Source organism: Streptomyces hoynatensis (assembly GCF_003626535.1).
In the GTDB taxonomy this organism is placed as follows: domain Bacteria; phylum Actinomycetota; class Actinomycetes; order Streptomycetales; family Streptomycetaceae; genus Streptomyces; species Streptomyces hoynatensis.
The window spans coordinates 353367-368109 of sequence record NZ_RBAL01000005.1 but is presented as its reverse complement, the minus strand read 5'-3'; the positions used below and the strand labels follow the sequence as shown (position 1 = coordinate 368109).

Genomic DNA, 14743 nt, shown 5'->3' with positions numbered 1-14743 from the left:
TCAGCGCAGGTCGGGGGCGAGCAGGGCGCGGACTCCCGCGATGTTCCGCATCAGGTAGCCGCGCAGCGAGAAGGGCACGACGTCCACCGAGGCCAGGCCGCGGGGCGTGAACGGCAGCCGGACGATCTCGTAGGTGCCGCGCGGCTCCTCGACCTCGGGGCCGTGCCGCAGCGCGGGGTCCATGGAGGCGAGCCGGCAGGCGAAGAAGTGCTGCACCTTCAGCCCGGGCGGGGTGTCCTCGCCCGGCTCCGGCACGTGCGGCACCGTGTCGACGAACGCCGGCACCACGTCGGTGATCCGCGCGCCGAGCTCCTCGAAGACCTCGCGGTGCAGGGCGGAGACCACCGTCGGGTCGGTGGGCTCGACCCCGCCGCCCGGCGTGATCCAGTACGGCGGGCGCCCCGGCTTGGTGCGCTTGATGAAGACCAGCCGGTCGGTGCCGTCGAAGAGGATCGCGCGTGCGGTGCGCTTGACCACGGGTTGAGCTTGGGTCATGCACTTCATGTGGCCCGTGCGCCCGGCGGCGAAACCTTAGGCGCCCCGCGCCGCGGCGAGGGCCTGCCGCACGTCGGCCACCAGGTCCGCGGCGTCCTCCACGCCGGCCGAGAACCGCACGAAGCCCTCGGGCACCGGGTCGCCGCCCCACCGGCGGCGCCGCTCCGCGGTCGACCTGACGCCGCCGAAGCTGGTGGCGTCGTGGACCAGCCGCAGCGCGGCGAGGAACCGTTCCGCGTGCTCCCGGTCCGGCAGGGTGAACGACACCACGCAGCCGAAGTACCGCATCTGCCGGGCCGCCGTCTCGTGCGCCGGGTCACCGGGCAGCCCGGGGTGGCGCAGCCCGGCGACCTCCGGGTGCCGGCCGAGTTCGCCGGCCACCGCCAGGGCGTTCACGGCCTGGCGCTCGACGCGCAGCTGGAGGGTGGCCAGGCCCCGGTGCGCGAGCCACGCCTCCATCGGGCCGAGGATCGCGCCCGTTTCCGTGCGCCACTCCCGCAGCCGCGCGTCCAGCTCGGCGTCCCGGGAGACGGCGTAGCCGAGCAGCACGTCGCCGTGCCCGTTCAGGGCCTTCGTGCCGCTGGCGCAGGCGAGGTCGGCGCCCAGCTCCAGCGGGCGCTGGCCGAGCGGGGTGGCGAGCGTGTTGTCCACGGCGACCAGCGCGCCGGGCGCCAGGCTGCGCGCCCGGTCCACCAGGCGGCGGATGTCGCACACGTCGAGCCCGGGGTTGGAGGGGGTTTCGAGCCACAGCAGCCGCACGTCCGCGTCCAGGGCGTCCAGCTGGGCGTCGCCGCCGGTGGGGGCGACGCGGACCGTGACGCCCCGCTCCTCCAGACGGGCCCTGGCCCGGGGCAGCATCTGGTACCCGTCGCAGGGCAGGACGGCGGCCTCGCCCGGGCGCAGCAGGGAGAACACCGCGGAGACGGCGGCCATCCCGGAGGGGAAGACCACCGCGTGGGCCGCCTCGCCCGGGGACTCCAGCTCGGCCACGGCGCGTTCCAGGGCCGTCCAGGTCGGGTTGCCGGTGCGGCCGTAGCTGTAGGGGGCGACGGCCGGGTCGCCCGGGAGGTGGTAGTGCGCGGCGAGGACCGGCCCGGGCACGGGCGGCCGGTACGCCTCGGCCTCGGGTATCCCGGCGTGCACGGCGCGCGTGCCGTCTCCCGTCATGGCCTTCACCCCTGCCGTCTCGTGGGTCGTGTCGTGTCGTTTTGCCTGCGTCGCCTGCGTCGTCTGCGTCGCGTGCCGGGCGCGGGCCGGTGCGGCGGGCCTCTCGTGCCCTTCCGCCGCTGGTCCGGCGTGTGTGCCCGCGCCGCGCGCCCCCACGGGACAGGGTAAGCGCCCCGCCGCGCGGCCCCCGAGCCGGCCGCCGCGGCCGGGTCGGCGCGCGGGCGTTCAGCGCCCGCCGGAGCGGAGCGCGGCGCGCGCGAGGGCGCCGCTGCGCGCCCCGTAGCCGCCGCCGAAGAGGGCGGCGTGCACGAGCATGTGGTGCAGCAGGTGCAGGGGAGCCCGCCCGGCCCGGCCGGGCAGCGGCCGCAGCTCCTGGTAGGCGGCGAGCAGCCGGTCGACGTGCGGGCAGCCGAAGGCTTCCAGCAGGGCCAGGTCCGTCTCCGGGTGCCCGCCCTGGGCCGCCGGGTCGATGAGGTGGGCCCGCTCCCCCGCGGTCCACAGCACGTTTCCCGACCACAGGTCGCCGTGGATGACGGCCGGGGGCTGCGGCTCTCCCGCCACCTCGGGGAGGCGGGCGCACAGCGTCTCGACGTCGCGCCGGTCGGCGGCGCAGATCCCGCCGTTGTCCACGGCCTGCCGCAGCGCAGGCAGCAGCCGGTACGCGACGTGGAAGGCGGGCCAGTCCGCGGGCGCCGAGACGGGGGGCCGCGGGCCGCGCAGGGGGAGGGGGCCGAGGTAGAGCGGGCCCTCGCTCCCGTAGTGCGGGGCCGGGGTGGCGTGCAGGGCGGCGAGTTCCCGGCCGAGCCGCTCGGCCTGCGCGGCGCTCGGCGCCGCGGGCTCCACCCACTCCAGCAGGAGCAGGCCCTCCCCGGCGGCCAGCACCCGCGGCACGGCCACGGCCCCGGTCCCGCGCAGCAGGCCGAGGCCCGCGGCCTCCGCGGGGAAGAAGTCGGCCGGGGCCCCGGCCAGGGTCTTGGCGAAGACGGCGGTGCCGTCGGCGAGTTCGACGCGGTAGGCGTCGCAGATGTCGCCGCCCGCGAGGGGGCGGGCGCCGGTCGCCGGCACGCCGCCCACCGAGCCCACCCGCCGGGCCAGCTCCGCGCCGGTCACCGGGGGAGCGCCGCGAGGAGCCCGGGCATCGCGTCCTCGATGATCTTCAGGCACTGGGCGAAGTCCTCGGCGTCCCCGTAGTAGGGGTCGGGGACGTCCCGCCCGTCGCCGCGCAGCAGGCGGATCTTCGCCGCGTCGCCCGGCGTCGGGGCCAGGCGGCGCAGGGCCCGCTCGTGCCCGCGGTCGAGCGCGACCACCAGGTCGTAGCGGCCGAACCAGGCGGCCTCGAAGCGGCGCGCGGTGTGCCAGTCGTCCGGGAGGTCGTAACCGGCGGCGCGCAGCGCCTCGGTGGCGCGGGGGTCGGCGGGCTCGCCGACGTGCCAGCCGCCGGTGCCCGCGCTGTCGGCCACCGCCTCTCCCCCGGGGCCCGCCGGCCCCGCGGCCTCCTCGGCGAGCCGCGCCCGGAACACCGCCTCGGCCATCGGCGAGCGGCAGATGTTTCCCGTGCAGACGAAGCTGATGCGGTACACGGTGTCCGTCTCCTGCTTCCTTTCAGTCGTCGTCGCGGTCGAGGACGAGGTTCACCGCCCAGGAGACGATGGAGACGATCAGGCCGCCGAAGACCGCCGCGCCGAACCCGTCGACCTCGAAGGAGTCGCCCGCGATCCAGTCGGTCAGCAGCAGCATCAGGCCGTTGATCACGAGTGTGAACAGGCCGAGCGTGACGATGAGGAGGGGCAGTGAGAAGAACTTCACGACGGGCTTGACGACGACGTTCACCACGCCGAAGATCAGCGCGACGACGAGCAGGGTGACCGTCTTGCTGCCGTTGCTCGCGCCGTCCTCGCCGAGGGTGATGTCACCCACCAGCCAGACGGCGACGCCGAGCGCGACGGCATTGGCTATGAACCTGAACAGGATGCTTGTCATACCGGGGATCGTTTCAGATGGAACTTGCTGCGCAAGGGGTATGGGGCGGATGAAAGAGTTCCGGCTTGACCGACTTGAGGCCGAGCGGATGGCGAATCAGGGAGCGTACCTCCGTTTCCTTCGCGAACGCAATATGTCGGTCGGCCTCTACGCGCTCGCCCCGGGCGAGCAGGACACCCAGCGCGCCCAGCGGCAGGACGTGGTCAACGTCGTGGTCAGCGGGCGCGCCGCGATGACCGTGGGTCAGGAGACGACCACGGTCGCGCGCGGCAGCGTCGTCTTCGTGCCCGCCGGCACCCCGGCCAGGTTCCACCACATCACCGAGGACCTGCGGGTCCTCGTCGTCTTCTCGCCGCCCGAGGGCTGACCCGGCCGCCCGGCCGGAGCGGAGGCGGGACCGCCCGGCACCCCGGGCCCCCTCGCGGTCCTCACTCAGGGTCGATTCAGGGAACGGTCAGGGGCCGACGGGGGCCGGAGGGCCTCCCGCCGCACCCCCGGCGCGCTTAGCATCGAAGTATCGCGAGACCGATCGCGCATCGATGGAGGGAAGCCGGGGCAATGAAGCAAGCCTTTATGACACTGCCGTGGTGGCTGCGGTGGATCGCCATCCCCGCCATCGCGCTGGTCGTCTTCGGCAGCCTGCTCGTCACCGTGATCACCTGGGTCGTGGGCCTGCTCTTCCGCATCCTCATCTTCGCGGCGCTGGTCGCGATCCTCATCTACGTGGTGCGCAAGGTCACCTCTTCCTCCTCCTCCGGCGGTGGCTGGTAGCCTGCGCCGGCACCGCCGCCCCCGCCCCGGCCCCCTCCGCCGCCGCCTCCCCCGTGGCCGGCCGGCCCGCCGCCGGCGGCCGGTCGGCGTTCACCACCAGCGCCGCAAGCAGCGTCGTCAGCGGCACCGAGGCGACCAGGCCGACCGAGCCCACCAGGGTCCGCACGATCTCCTCCGAGACCACCTCGCTGAACGCCACGGTGCCCACGTCGCTGTGTGCGATCGTGAAGAGCAAAAGCAGGGGCAGCGCCGCGCCCGCGTAGGCGAGCACCAGGGTGTTGACCACCGAGGCGATGTGGTCGCGCCCGATCCGCATCCCCGCGCGGTACAGCCGCAGCCAGCCCGCCGCCGGATCGGCCCGCTTCAGCTCCCACACCGCCGAGGTCTGCGTCACGGTCACGTCGTCCAGCACCCCGAGGGAGCCGATGAGGATGCCCGCAAGCAGCAGCCCGCGCACCTCGATCCCCGGATAGAGGCCGTGCACGAGCGCCGTCTGCTCGTCGGTGTTGCCGGTCAGGTGCGCCAGGTCGATGAACCAGGAGCCGAGCACCCCGATCAGCACCAGCGAGGCCAGCGTGCCGAGCACCGCCACGGAGGTCCTCGCGTTGAGCCCGTGGCACAGGTACAGCGTCAGCAGCATGATCAGGCTGCCGCCGACGACCGCCACGGCCAGCGGGTTCGAGCCGCGCAGCACGGCGGGCAGGATGAAGAGGGTCAGCACCGCGAAGCTCACCCCGAGCCCGGCCAGCGCCAGCAGCCCGCGCAGCCGGCCGACGGCGACCACCGCCAGCGCGAAGATCCCCGCGAGCAGCAGTATCGGCAGCTTCCGGTCGACGTCCCTGATGCTGTACTGCAACTCCTCGGGCGCCTCGGGCGAGTAGGCCACCGTGACCTTCTGCCCCACCTCGTAGCGCTGGGTCGCGTCCGGCGGCACGACCTGGGTGAACGTGCGCCCCGCGTTCTCGCCCGAGGTCACCTCCACCGTGGCCTGCGCGCACGCCCCGCGCACGCCGTCCGCCAGGCGCACCCCGACGTCCTCGCACCCCACCTCGCGCACCTCGGTGATCCGGGCGCTCTCGGTGGGCTGGTCGAACCCCACTCCCGTGTGCTCCTGCTCGGCCGGCGTCCCGCCAGGCCACAGCGCCACGAGGCCGGCGAGCACCGCGACCGCGAAGGGGATCAGCACCGCCGCTATCACCCGGCGCAGCCTGGCGGAGACCGGGGCCGCCGGGCCGTGGCCGTGGGCATGGGAATGGCCGTGGCCCTGCGCCTTCGCGGCCTCGCCGGCGCGCGGGGCCTCGTCGTCGTGAGTCAGCACCCGCCGATCATCGCGCACGCCGCCCCGGCGGCGGGGACTGTTCAGGCCGCCGGGCGCCCGGTTAGCGTGGGAGGGCGACCAAGCACATCGCGGGAGCTCCGGGCACGGGGCTGAGAGGGCGCTGCCGCCGCGCCGACCGCCGAACCTGTTACCGGGTAATGCCGGCGTAGGGAGTGGGTCTTGATGACCAAGCACGAAGCAAGCACGTCACGCACGCCCGTGATCGGCTCGCACAAGGCGTACCTTCCCGGGCCCACCGGCTCGCGCGCGGACCTGCGGGTCCCCGTGCGGCGGGTGCACCTGTCCGACGGAAAGGACGTGACGCTGTACGACACCTCGGGCCCGTACACGGACCCCGAGGTGGAAACCGACGTACGCCGCGGCCTGCCGCCGCTCCGGCGGGAGTGGATCGCCGAGCGGGCCGCGGACGGCACCCCCGCGGTGACACAACTCGCGTACGCCAGGCGCGGGTTGATCACCCCCGAGATGGAGTTCGTGGCGGTGCGGGAGAACCGGGCGCCCGAGTTCGTCCGCGAGGAGATCGCCGCGGGCCGCGCCGTCCTGCCGGTCAACGTCAACCACCCGGAGTCCGAGCCGATGATCATCGGCAAGAACTTCCTGGTCAAGGTCAACGCCAACATCGGCAACTCCGCGGTCAGCTCCTCCATCGACGAGGAGGTCGAGAAGATGACCTGGGCCACCCGCTGGGGGGCCGACACCGTCATGGACCTCTCGACGGGCCGCGACATCCATGCCACCCGCGAGTGGGTGCTGCGCAACTCCCCGGTGCCCGTGGGCACGGTCCCGCTCTACGAGGCGCTGGAGAAGGCGGGCGGCAAGGCGGAGGAGCTCAGCTGGGAGCTGTACCGGGACACCGTCGTCGCCCAGGCGGAACAGGGCGTGGACTACATGACCGTGCATGCCGGCGTGCTCCTGCGGTACGTCCCGCTGACCGCGCGCCGCAAGACGGGCATCGTCTCGCGCGGCGGCTCCATCATGGCGGCCTGGTGCCTGGCCCACCACGAGGAGAACTTCCTCTACACGCACTTCGCCGAGCTGTGCGAGATCCTGCGCGCCTACGACATCACCTTCTCCCTCGGCGACGGCCTGCGCCCCGGCTGCATCGCCGACGCCAACGACGAGGCGCAGTTCGCCGAGTTGCGCACCCTGGGCGAGCTGAGCCGGATCGCCCGCGCCCACGAGGTGCAGACGATGATCGAGGGCCCGGGACACGTCCCGATGCACAAGATCAAGGAGAACGTCGACCTCCAGCAGGAGCTGTGCGACGAGGCGCCGTTCTACACCCTCGGCCCGCTGACCACCGACATCGCCCCGGCCTACGACCACATCACCTCGGGCATCGGGGCGGCGATGATCGCCTGGTGGGGAACGGCGATGCTGTGCTACGTCACCCCGAAGGAACACCTCGGGCTGCCGGACCGGGACGACGTCAAGGCGGGCGTGATCACCTACAAGATCGCCGCCCACGCCGCGGACCTGGCCAAGGGCCACCCCGGCGCCCAGCAGTGGGACGACGCCCTGTCGGACGCCCGCTTCGAGTTCCGCTGGGAGGACCAGTTCAACCTGGCCCTCGACCCCGACACGGCCCGCTCCTACCACGACGAGACCCTTCCGGCCGCCCCGGCCAAGACGGCCCACTTCTGCTCGATGTGCGGGCCGAAGTTCTGCTCGATGAAGATCAGCAGGACCGTCATGGAGACGTACGGCTCCCCGTCGCCCGAGGGGCTCACCCAGGAGGAGATCCAGGCCGGGATGCTGGCCAAGTCCCGCGAGTTCGCCCGGGCGGGCAACCGCGTCTACCTGCCGCTGACCGACTAGCCGGGGCGCGCGGGCGGCGCTTCCGGCCGGGTGGACGCCCCTCCCGCCCGGCCGGGCGCGCGGCTGCCGGGGTTTCGGGGCGGGCGCGTCACCGCTTCGGGTGAGCGTGCGCATCTCCCCTGTGCGCGCAGGGTAGTTGACCGTACGCCGCGCGTGTCGGCGGAAGGGAGGCAGTGGCGATGAGCGAGGAACCGAGCGTGGAGCAGCGGCGGGAGGTCTACGTTCCCCCGGTGCTGGAGGAGGCGGGGGGCTTCGTGGCCAGGACCCGGGGAGGGTCCAACATCTTCATGACCGAGGGCGCCAACAACTACGACTACTGGGACTAGCCGGGAGGATCCGGGACCAGGGCGCCCCGTGGGGGCGGGCGGCGTTGTCCACCGCGGACGAGGCCGCCCGGCGACGTCGGCGACGTTGCCGGGCGGCGCGGTGCCGCCGGAGGTGCCGCAAGGACGGCCGCGCCGGTGACGGAGGTGGCGGCGCGGCCGGGACCCGCGCGCCGGAACGCCCGGGCAGGATGGGCGCATGGAGCACTACGGCTATATCGGAAGCATGCGCACGCGACCCGGGCGGCGGGAGGAGGTGGCGGCGCTGCTGCTCCGCTCCGCCTCCGCGCTGAGCGAGGCAGGGTGCAGGTCGTACGTGGTGAGCCTCTCCGAGGACGACGCCGACGCGATCTGGGTGACCGAGGTGTGGGAGAGCAGGGAGGCGCACGACGCCTCGCTGCGGCTGCCCGAGGCGCAGGCCGCCATCGCGGAGGCAATGCCCTTGCTGACGGGGGAGTTCACGCGGCAGGAGACGAAGGTCCTCGGCGGGCTCGGTGCCTGATTCCGGTCCGTTCGTGCAGACTGGCCGGGTGACTGCCATAACGCTCGGCAAGGGCGCGAACATCCCCCTTGCCGCCCCCGCCGTCCGCGCCCGGCTCACCTGGGCGGCGGCCGGCCGGGGGACACCGGACGCCGACGCCTCCGCGCTGCTGCTGACCGGCACCGGACGGGTGCGCGACGACGGCGATTTCGTCTTCTACAACCAGCCGCGGCACGCCTCGGGCGCCGTGCGGCACCTGGGCAAGAGCCCGGGCGTGGACAGCCTTGAGGTGAATCTGGCCGCGCTGGAGCCGGGCGTGGAGCGGGTGGTGCTTGCGGCCTCGGCGGACGGCGGGACGTTCGGGCAGCTGCCGGGGCTCACGCTCCGCCTTGAGGACGCCGCGTCCGGCGAGGAGCTCGCCGTCTTCGCGATGACGGCGACGACGGAGACCGCCTTCGTCAGCGGGGAGCTGTACCTGCGCCAGGGGCAGTGGAAGTTCCGCGCGGTGGGCCAGGGGTACGACAGCGGACTCGCGGGCCTGGCCACCGACTTCGGCATCACGGTGGACGACGACGAGAACGCGAACGAGAACGGGAACGGGGGCGAGCAGGAGGGGTACGGCGCCGGCGGGGTCGTGCAGGCGCCGGCGCCCGCCGCCGTGCCCGCGCCCCCACCTCCGGCCGCCCCCGCGCACGTTCCGGCGCCCGCCGCTCCGCCCACGCCCCCCGCACCTCCCGCGCCCGCCGCCGCGCCGGGGCCCTCCCTCACCAAGGGGGAGGAGGCGCTGCCGATCGACATGCGCAAGCGCCTGTCCCTGCGCAAGGAGCAGGTGGCCGTGAGCCTCGCCAAGCGCGGGGCCGGCGGGGTGCGGGCCCGGGTCGTGCTGGTGCTCGACGCCTCCGGCTCGATGGCCAAGCTGTACGCCAAGGGCATCGTCGCCGGCGTGGTGGAGCGCATGGCGGCCGTCGCCGCGGCCCTCGACGACGACGGCACCATGCAGGCCTGGACCTTCGCCAGCAACCCGGCCAGGCTCCCCGACCTGACGATCGCCGAACTCCCGGCGTGGATCGGCCTGCACGTGCGGGTCGGCGAGATGGGGCTCTTCGGCCGCCGCAAGAAGGCGGCCCCGGGGCTGCAGCCAGGACAGGTCGACATGAAGCAGGTCGGCATCCAGAACGAGGAGCAGAAGGTCATCGAGGAGGTCAGGAACTTCGTCCGGGCCACCCCGGTGCCCGAACCCACCCTCGTCCTCTTCTTCTCGGACGGCGGCGTCTACCGCAACGCCGAGATCGAGGGCCAGCTGCGGATGTCGGAGCCGGAGCCGGTCTTCTGGCAGTTCGTGGGCCTTGGCCGGTCCAACTACGGCGTCCTGCAGAAGCTCGACACGCTGCCGGACCGCAGCATCGACAACGTCGGCTTCTTCTCGGTGAACGACATCGCCAAGGTGCCGGACGCCGAGCTCTACGACCGGCTGCTCTCGGAGTTCCCCTCCTGGCTGGCGGCGGCGCGACAGGCCGGAATCCTCAGGGGCTGAGGCGCGCCGCCACCCCGGCCGGGGTGGCGGCCCGCCGCGGCGCCCGGCGCGCCGGCCGCTCCGTGCGCGCACCCCGGCCGCCCCCTGCGCGTACCCCGCCGCCTCACGGGGTCCAGCCGGGCCGCCGCCCGCCGAGCGCGACCACCCGGTCGAGCGGCGTGGCCCCGGCCGGGATGCCGAGGGCGGGCCCGAAGCCGGCGCGCGCCCGCGCGGCCTCGTCGAGGCCGGAGAGCAGGGCGAGCGCCACCCCGGCGCTCTCCTCGTCGCACTCGAAGGGCTGGCCGGTCGCGCGGGCCAGGTCCCAGCCGTGGAGCAGCAGCTCGTTCAGGGCGAAGCGCCCGGCGAGCCCCGCGGGGAGCGTCACCCCGCCCGCCTGGGTCTCGCCCTGCCAGGCGCCTGGCTCGCGCCAGGCCGCCGCCAGCTCGTCGAGCTGGTAGCGCAGCCGGCCCCGCCAGTCGCCGGTCACCGCGGGGAAGGGGGCGTCCGGGTCCGCGGGGCCGGCCTGGGTCGTCGGCCCGAACGCCTTCCGGGCGGCGTCGCGGAAGGCCACCGTCAGGCCGAGCAGGTGCCGGAGCAGGTCGGCCACCCGGTAGCGCGCGCAGGGGGTGGGCGCGGCGAAGCACTCCTCGGCCACGCCGTCGAGCAGGCCCGCCACCCGGCGGGCGAGGGGCGTGAGATCCACGGCGGCGGCCGTGGGCAGGTGATCGCTCATGCCGAGGGGGACCGGTCCCGGCGCCGGAACTCATCGCGTTCCCGCGGACCGCTACGCCGGGCGGGGCAGCCGGGGGCGTGCGGGGGCGGCGTGCCGGGCGGCGGCGTTGGGCCGATGATCCTTTGATTGGGCCGGGTGAACGCTTCTGCCTGGGCCGAATCAGGGATGCCCCCGGCCGCACCGGGAACGCCCCGCCCGGCGGGCGATGAAGATCGCTCCATGTCCTCGCTCGATACGCGGGTGCCCGCGCTGCTGCTGCGGCTCGACCGCAATCCCTTCCATCACGGTTCGCTGGGGGCGATCAGGTCGCTGGGGCGGGCGGGGGTCGAGGTGCACGCCTTCGTCGAGCCGGCCGGCGGGCCCCTGGCGCGCTCCCGGCACCTGGCGGCCCGGCACCAGTTCCGCGGCGACCCCACCTCGCCCGCCGACGTGGCGGAGGCCCTGCGCGCGGCGGCGGGGCGGATCGGGCGGCCCGCGGTGCTGATCCCGATGGACGAGGCGAGCGCCCTCGCCGCGGCCCTCCTCGCCAGCCGGCTGGCCGGGAGCTTCCTGCTGCCGGCCCCACCGCCCGGAGTGGTGGAGCGGGTCGCGGACAAGGAGCGGCTCGCCGGGCTGTGCGCCGAACTCGGCGTCGCGCAGCCGCCGATCGAGGTGCCGGAAGGACCGGCCGGGGCCGCGGCGGCCGTGCGGGCGCTCGGCCTGCCCGCGGTCGCGAAGTGGAGCCGCCCCTGGCTGCTCCCGCCGGGCGGCGCGCTGCGCAGCACGACCCTGGTGAACAGCGAGGAGGAGGCGCGGCGGCTGTACGCGCAGGGGGCGGGGGCCGGCGGCAGGCTGCTGTTCCAGCGGCTGCTGCCCGGCGGCCCCGGGGCCGACTGGTTCTTCCACGGGACGTTCGGCGCGGGTGGCCGGCTGCTGTTCGGGGGCACCGGGCGCAAGGAATTGGCCTGGCCGCCGCGGGCGGGGCTCACCGCCGTGGGCAGGTGGGTGCCGAATGCCGAGGTCGAGGAGGCGGCGCGGCTGCTGGCGAGCCGGCTCGGCTACCACGGCGTCCTCGACCTGGACTTCCGCCGGGACCCGGCCTCGGGCGAGTACCACCTGCTCGACTTCAACCCGCGCCCCGGCGCGCAGTTCCGGCTGTTCACGGACCTGGCCGGGCTCGACGTGGTGCGGGCGCTGCACCTGGACCTGACCGGGCGCGAGGTGGGCCCGCCGCGGCCCGCGCCGGGGCGGGTCCTGCTCGTCGAGAACTACGCGCTGCTCGCCTCGCTGGCGGCGCGCCGGGCCCGGCGGCCCGGCGGCGGCCGGGGGCGGGAGGCCGAGTGGGCCTGGCTGGCCGCGGACGATCCCGCGCCGTTCTTCGCGATGGCGGCGGGGCTGCTCGGCCGGGCCGCCAACCGCGGCCTGGGGACCGGGGGTGCCGCGCGCCCCCCGGGGCCGGGGCGCGGGCGGCGGAGCCCCGCGCCGGCCCGCGAGACCGTGGCGCGGTGACCGCGGCCGGTGCCCCCGGGCGGCCGGGGGCACGTGAGATTCGGAGGGGGACAGTGGCGAGAGTGCGTACGGGAGGCGTCATGCATGACCTCGTTGTGGTGGGCGCCGGGCCCTACGGTCTCTCGATCGCCGCGCACGCCGCGGCGGCCGGGTTCGACCTGCGGCTGCTCGGCCGGGCCATGGCGTCCTGGCGGGACCACATGCCGGCCGGCATGTTCCTGAAGTCGGAGCCCTGGGCCTCCGACCTCTCCGACCCGCAGGGCACGGGCACGCTCGCCGCCTATGCCGCGGCTCACGGGCTGCGGGCGGAGCACGGGCGGCCGCTGCCGCTGGCCACGTTCGCGGACTACGGGCTGTGGTTCGCCGGGCGGCTGCCGGTGCCGGTGGAGGACCGCACGGTGACGACGGTGGCGCCGCACGCCGGCGGCTACCGGGTGGAGACGGCGGACGGGGCGGTGCTGCTCACCAGGTGCGTGGCGATGGCCGCCGGGGTGCTGCCGCTGATCCGCCTGCCCGAGCCACTGCGCGAACTGCCGCCCGGGCTGGCCTCGCACAGCAGCGACCACCGCGACCTGCGCCGGTTCCGGGGCAGGCACGTGACGGTGATCGGGGCGGGGCAGGCGGCCCTGGAGACGGCGGCGCTACTGGCCGAGGCGGGCGCGCGGCCCCTGGTGCTGGCCAGGGCGCCCCGCCTCCGGTGGAACACGCCGCCGCTGCCGCTGCACCGTGGGCCGATGGCCACGCTGCGGACGCCGCACAGCGCGCTCGGCCCCGGCTGGTCGAGCTGGACCTGGTCGCGGCTGCCGAACGCCGTGCGGCGGCTGCCGGCGCGCACCAGGGCGCGCATCGTGGAGAACGCGCTGGGTCCGGCCGGGGCGTGGTGGCTCCGCGACCGCCTGGAGGGCGTGGTGCCGGTGCGGCTCGGGCACCGGCTGGTGCGGGCGGTGGCCGCGGACGGCGGGGTCCGCCTCGAACTCGCGGTCGACCCGGCGGGCGGCGCGGGGAGCGGCGGAGGGGAGCCGGCGGTGGTCGAGACGGAGCACGTGCTCGCCGCGACGGGGTTCGTCACGGACCTGCGGCGGCTGGAGATCCTCGACCCCTCGTTGCGCCACGCGGTGCGCAAGGTGCGGGGCACCACGGCCCCCGAGCTGACCGCGGGCTTCGAGTCCTCACGGCCTGGGCTGTTCTTCGCCGGGCTGCTGACGGCGCCCTCGTTCGGGCCCTCGATGCGTTTCGTGCACGGGGCGACGTTCACCGCGGGGCGCCTGGTGCGCGGGGTCGGGCGGCGCCTGGGCGGCGGGCGGGGCGCGGCGCAGGTGCCGCGCCCCGCGGCCTCGGCCCGCGGAGCCGCGGGGTGGGCCACCGGGGCGGCGGCCGGCCGCCCCGAGTAGCCGCGCGGGATCAGGCGGCCAGCTGGGCGGCCAGCGCCTTGGCCCGCTCCCGCGCCTGCTCGTGGGCGCGCTCCCGGGACTCCTTGGACTTGCCGATCAGCCCGGCCATCGCGGGCACGATGGGCGCGAGGGTGAGCTCGGGCACGATGAACTCGACGTCCATCCCCAGGGAACCGCCGAGCAGCCAGTTCAGGTAGGGGTGGGCGAAGTCGTTGCCCTCCATCGGCGTACCGGGGGCGTAGGAGCCGCCGCGGCTGGTGACCACGGTGACCGGCTTGCCGGCGATCGTGGAGCCCTCGCCCGCGGTGCGGCCCATGATGATCACGTGGTCGAGCCACGCCTTCAGGTTCGAGGGGATCGAGTAGTTGTACAGCGGGGCGCCGATGAGGACGGCGTCCGCGGCCTCCAGCTCGGAGGCGAGCTCCTCGCGCAGGGCGAAGGCCGCCACCTGCTCGGGGGTGCGCTCCTCCGCGGGCACCGACTGCGTGTGGTAGGCGAGCCCGTCCAGGTGCGGAAGGGGCTCGGCCGCCAGGTCGCGGTATCGCACCGTGCCCTCGGGGTGCTGCTGTTCCCACGCCTCCCTGAAGCTTCGTGCGACGGCGCGGGAGACCGAGTTCTCGCCGTTCAGGGAGCTGTCGATGTGGAGCAGCGTGGCCATGGTGATGCCTCCAGAGCGGATAGAGGTGGTTTAGGATTCATCTAACGACTGCGGGGCAGTACGTAACTAGGTATACCACAGCAGCTTACTTTTCTTCAGCGACTACCTTTCCGGTAGGGTGGCGACATGCGCGAAGAACGGGACGATCGGGATGTCCTGGCCCTGGGCGAGGCCGGGGGGACCTGCAGCGAGCCCGAGGGCGCCGTCCTCAGCGTCTTCAACCTGCTGGGCAAGCGCTGGTCGGGGCCGCTCATCGCCGCCCTGATGACCGGTCCCGGGCACTTCGCCGAGCTCAAGCGGGCCGTTCCCGGCATCAGCGAGCGCATGCTCTCCGACCGGCTCAGCGAGCTCACCGCCGCCGGCCTGGTGACGCGCCGGGTCCAGGAGGGCCCGCCGCTGCGGGTCAGCTACGAGCTCACCGAGGCGGGCCGCGAGCTGCGCCCCGCGATGGTCGAGCTGACCAGGTGGGCCGTGGCGCACCTGGAGGACGGGGAGCGGTGCCCCCGCGAGTTCAGGTCCTGACCAGGCGCTGAGCGCCAGGCGCCCGGGCCCCGGCGCCCGAACCCCGGGCGCGACCCCCCGGCGC

17 protein-coding genes are annotated in these 14743 nt (G+C 74.9%); 9 read left to right on the top strand and 8 right to left on the bottom strand.

The features are described 5' to 3' along the window. The 5 genes from D7294_RS11990 to D7294_RS11970 form a co-directional block, all read right to left on the bottom strand. A complete protein-coding gene (locus D7294_RS11990) occupies positions 1-495 on the bottom strand; it encodes an NUDIX domain-containing protein (RefSeq protein ID WP_120678554.1) in 495 nt (164 codons plus the stop codon). 36 nt (positions 496-531) lie between these two features. Continuing rightward, the gene (locus tag D7294_RS11985) at positions 532-1662 is read right to left on the bottom strand and encodes a cystathionine gamma-lyase (RefSeq protein WP_120678553.1); all 1131 of its coding nucleotides are present in this window, start codon (positions 1660-1662) and stop codon (positions 532-534) included. Positions 1663-1887: 225 nt separating this feature from the next. Next, entirely contained in the window at positions 1888-2772 is an 885-nt protein-coding gene (locus D7294_RS11980) for a fructosamine kinase family protein (RefSeq protein ID WP_120678550.1), read from the bottom strand. Beyond that, positions 2769-3194 (bottom strand): low molecular weight protein-tyrosine-phosphatase, encoded by a 426-nt coding sequence (locus D7294_RS11975; RefSeq protein ID WP_120678714.1) that lies wholly within the window; start codon positions 3192-3194, stop codon positions 2769-2771. The genes D7294_RS11980 and D7294_RS11975 overlap by 4 nt, the downstream gene beginning before the upstream one ends. Before the next feature lie 70 nt (positions 3195-3264). Next, on the bottom strand, positions 3265-3642 hold the full coding sequence (locus tag D7294_RS11970; RefSeq protein ID WP_120678548.1) for a phage holin family protein: 378 nt from the start codon (positions 3640-3642) through the stop codon (positions 3265-3267). Between the two features lie 49 nt (positions 3643-3691). Between D7294_RS11970 and D7294_RS11965 the strand changes: the two genes are divergently transcribed. Together D7294_RS11965 and D7294_RS11960 are read left to right on the top strand one after the other, a co-directional pair. Continuing rightward, a complete protein-coding gene (locus tag D7294_RS11965; protein ID WP_120678712.1) occupies positions 3692-4009 on the top strand; it encodes a cupin domain-containing protein in 318 nt (105 codons plus the stop codon). Positions 4010-4200: 191 nt separating this feature from the next. Beyond that, the gene (locus D7294_RS11960; protein WP_120678546.1) at positions 4201-4413 is read left to right on the top strand and encodes a DUF5326 family protein; all 213 of its coding nucleotides are present in this window, start codon (positions 4201-4203) and stop codon (positions 4411-4413) included. Here the strand turns inward: D7294_RS11960 and D7294_RS11955 are convergent. After that, positions 4379-5728 carry a YibE/F family protein gene (locus tag D7294_RS11955; RefSeq protein WP_241562301.1) on the bottom strand — a complete coding sequence of 450 codons (1350 nt, stop codon included), beginning with the start codon at positions 5726-5728 and terminating at the stop codon, positions 4379-4381. The two genes, D7294_RS11960 and D7294_RS11955, sit on opposite strands and share 35 nt — an antisense overlap. A 186-nt stretch (positions 5729-5914) precedes the next feature. Here D7294_RS11955 and thiC point away from each other — a divergent pair, with 186 nt between their 5' ends. The 4 genes from thiC to D7294_RS11935 all read left to right on the top strand — a co-directional run bounded on the left by thiC (position 5915) and on the right by D7294_RS11935 (position 9908). Then, positions 5915-7570, top strand: coding sequence for a phosphomethylpyrimidine synthase ThiC (gene thiC, locus D7294_RS11950; protein ID WP_120678544.1), 1656 nt, complete (start codon positions 5915-5917; stop codon positions 7568-7570). 179 nt (positions 7571-7749) lie between these two features. Then, entirely contained in the window at positions 7750-7896 is a 147-nt protein-coding gene (locus tag D7294_RS11945) for a lasso RiPP family leader peptide-containing protein (RefSeq protein WP_120678542.1), read from the top strand. A gap of 223 nt (positions 7897-8119) precedes the next feature. Beyond that, entirely contained in the window at positions 8120-8395 is a 276-nt protein-coding gene (locus D7294_RS11940; protein ID WP_241562285.1) for a putative quinol monooxygenase, read from the top strand. Between the two features lie 28 nt (positions 8396-8423). Further along, positions 8424-9908, top strand: a complete 1485-nt coding sequence (locus D7294_RS11935; RefSeq protein WP_120678538.1) for a VWA domain-containing protein — start codon at positions 8424-8426, stop codon at positions 9906-9908. Between the two features lie 103 nt (positions 9909-10011). On the opposite strand, the gene D7294_RS11930 is transcribed toward D7294_RS11935, so the two are convergent. Next, a complete protein-coding gene (locus D7294_RS11930) occupies positions 10012-10620 on the bottom strand; it encodes a TIGR03086 family metal-binding protein (protein WP_120678536.1) in 609 nt (202 codons plus the stop codon). Between the two features lie 219 nt (positions 10621-10839). On the opposite strand from D7294_RS11930, the gene D7294_RS11925 reads away from it, so the two are divergent. Next, positions 10840-12108: a carboxylate--amine ligase gene (locus tag D7294_RS11925; RefSeq protein WP_194117744.1), complete on the top strand. Its 1269-nt coding sequence runs from the start codon at positions 10840-10842 to the stop codon at positions 12106-12108. Between the two features lie 80 nt (positions 12109-12188). Beyond that, positions 12189-13499 (top strand): NAD(P)-binding domain-containing protein, encoded by a 1311-nt coding sequence (locus tag D7294_RS11920; protein ID WP_120678534.1) that lies wholly within the window; start codon positions 12189-12191, stop codon positions 13497-13499. 10 nt (positions 13500-13509) lie between these two features. Here D7294_RS11920 and D7294_RS11915 read toward each other — a convergent pair whose 3' ends face one another. Beyond that, on the bottom strand, positions 13510-14157 hold the full coding sequence (locus D7294_RS11915) for an FMN-dependent NADH-azoreductase (RefSeq protein WP_120678532.1): 648 nt from the start codon (positions 14155-14157) through the stop codon (positions 13510-13512). Positions 14158-14283: 126 nt separating this feature from the next. On the opposite strand from D7294_RS11915, the gene D7294_RS11910 reads away from it, so the two are divergent. Further along, positions 14284-14679 (top strand): winged helix-turn-helix transcriptional regulator, encoded by a 396-nt coding sequence (locus D7294_RS11910; protein WP_120678530.1) that lies wholly within the window; start codon positions 14284-14286, stop codon positions 14677-14679. Positions 14680-14743: the final 64 nt, after the last annotated feature.

What these genes read in the sequence shown, in the direction of transcription:
- D7294_RS11940 (WP_241562285.1), top strand. Translation starts at nt 8,120, where the DNA reads ATGCGCACGCGACCCGGGCGGCGGGAGGAGGTGGCGGCGCTGCTGCTC.
- D7294_RS11920 (WP_120678534.1), top strand. Translation starts at nt 12,189, where the DNA reads ATGCATGACCTCGTTGTGGTGGGCGCCGGGCCCTACGGTCTCTCGATC.
- D7294_RS11915 (WP_120678532.1), bottom strand. Translation starts at nt 14,157, where the DNA reads ATGGCCACGCTGCTCCACATCGACAGCTCCCTGAACGGCGAGAACTCG.
- D7294_RS11990 (WP_120678554.1), bottom strand. Translation starts at nt 495, where the DNA reads ATGACCCAAGCTCAACCCGTGGTCAAGCGCACCGCACGCGCGATCCTC.
- D7294_RS11925 (WP_194117744.1), top strand. Translation starts at nt 10,840, where the DNA reads ATGTCCTCGCTCGATACGCGGGTGCCCGCGCTGCTGCTGCGGCTCGAC.
- D7294_RS11930 (WP_120678536.1), bottom strand. Translation starts at nt 10,620, where the DNA reads ATGAGCGATCACCTGCCCACGGCCGCCGCCGTGGATCTCACGCCCCTC.
- thiC (WP_120678544.1), top strand. Translation starts at nt 5,915, where the DNA reads ATGACCAAGCACGAAGCAAGCACGTCACGCACGCCCGTGATCGGCTCG.
- D7294_RS11970 (WP_120678548.1), bottom strand. Translation starts at nt 3,642, where the DNA reads ATGACAAGCATCCTGTTCAGGTTCATAGCCAATGCCGTCGCGCTCGGC.
- D7294_RS11910 (WP_120678530.1), top strand. Translation starts at nt 14,284, where the DNA reads ATGCGCGAAGAACGGGACGATCGGGATGTCCTGGCCCTGGGCGAGGCC.
- D7294_RS11965 (WP_120678712.1), top strand. Translation starts at nt 3,692, where the DNA reads ATGAAAGAGTTCCGGCTTGACCGACTTGAGGCCGAGCGGATGGCGAAT.
- D7294_RS11960 (WP_120678546.1), top strand. Translation starts at nt 4,201, where the DNA reads ATGAAGCAAGCCTTTATGACACTGCCGTGGTGGCTGCGGTGGATCGCC.
- D7294_RS11975 (WP_120678714.1), bottom strand. Translation starts at nt 3,194, where the DNA reads ATGGCCGAGGCGGTGTTCCGGGCGCGGCTCGCCGAGGAGGCCGCGGGG.
- D7294_RS11945 (WP_120678542.1), top strand. Translation starts at nt 7,750, where the DNA reads ATGAGCGAGGAACCGAGCGTGGAGCAGCGGCGGGAGGTCTACGTTCCC.
- D7294_RS11985 (WP_120678553.1), bottom strand. Translation starts at nt 1,662, where the DNA reads ATGACGGGAGACGGCACGCGCGCCGTGCACGCCGGGATACCCGAGGCC.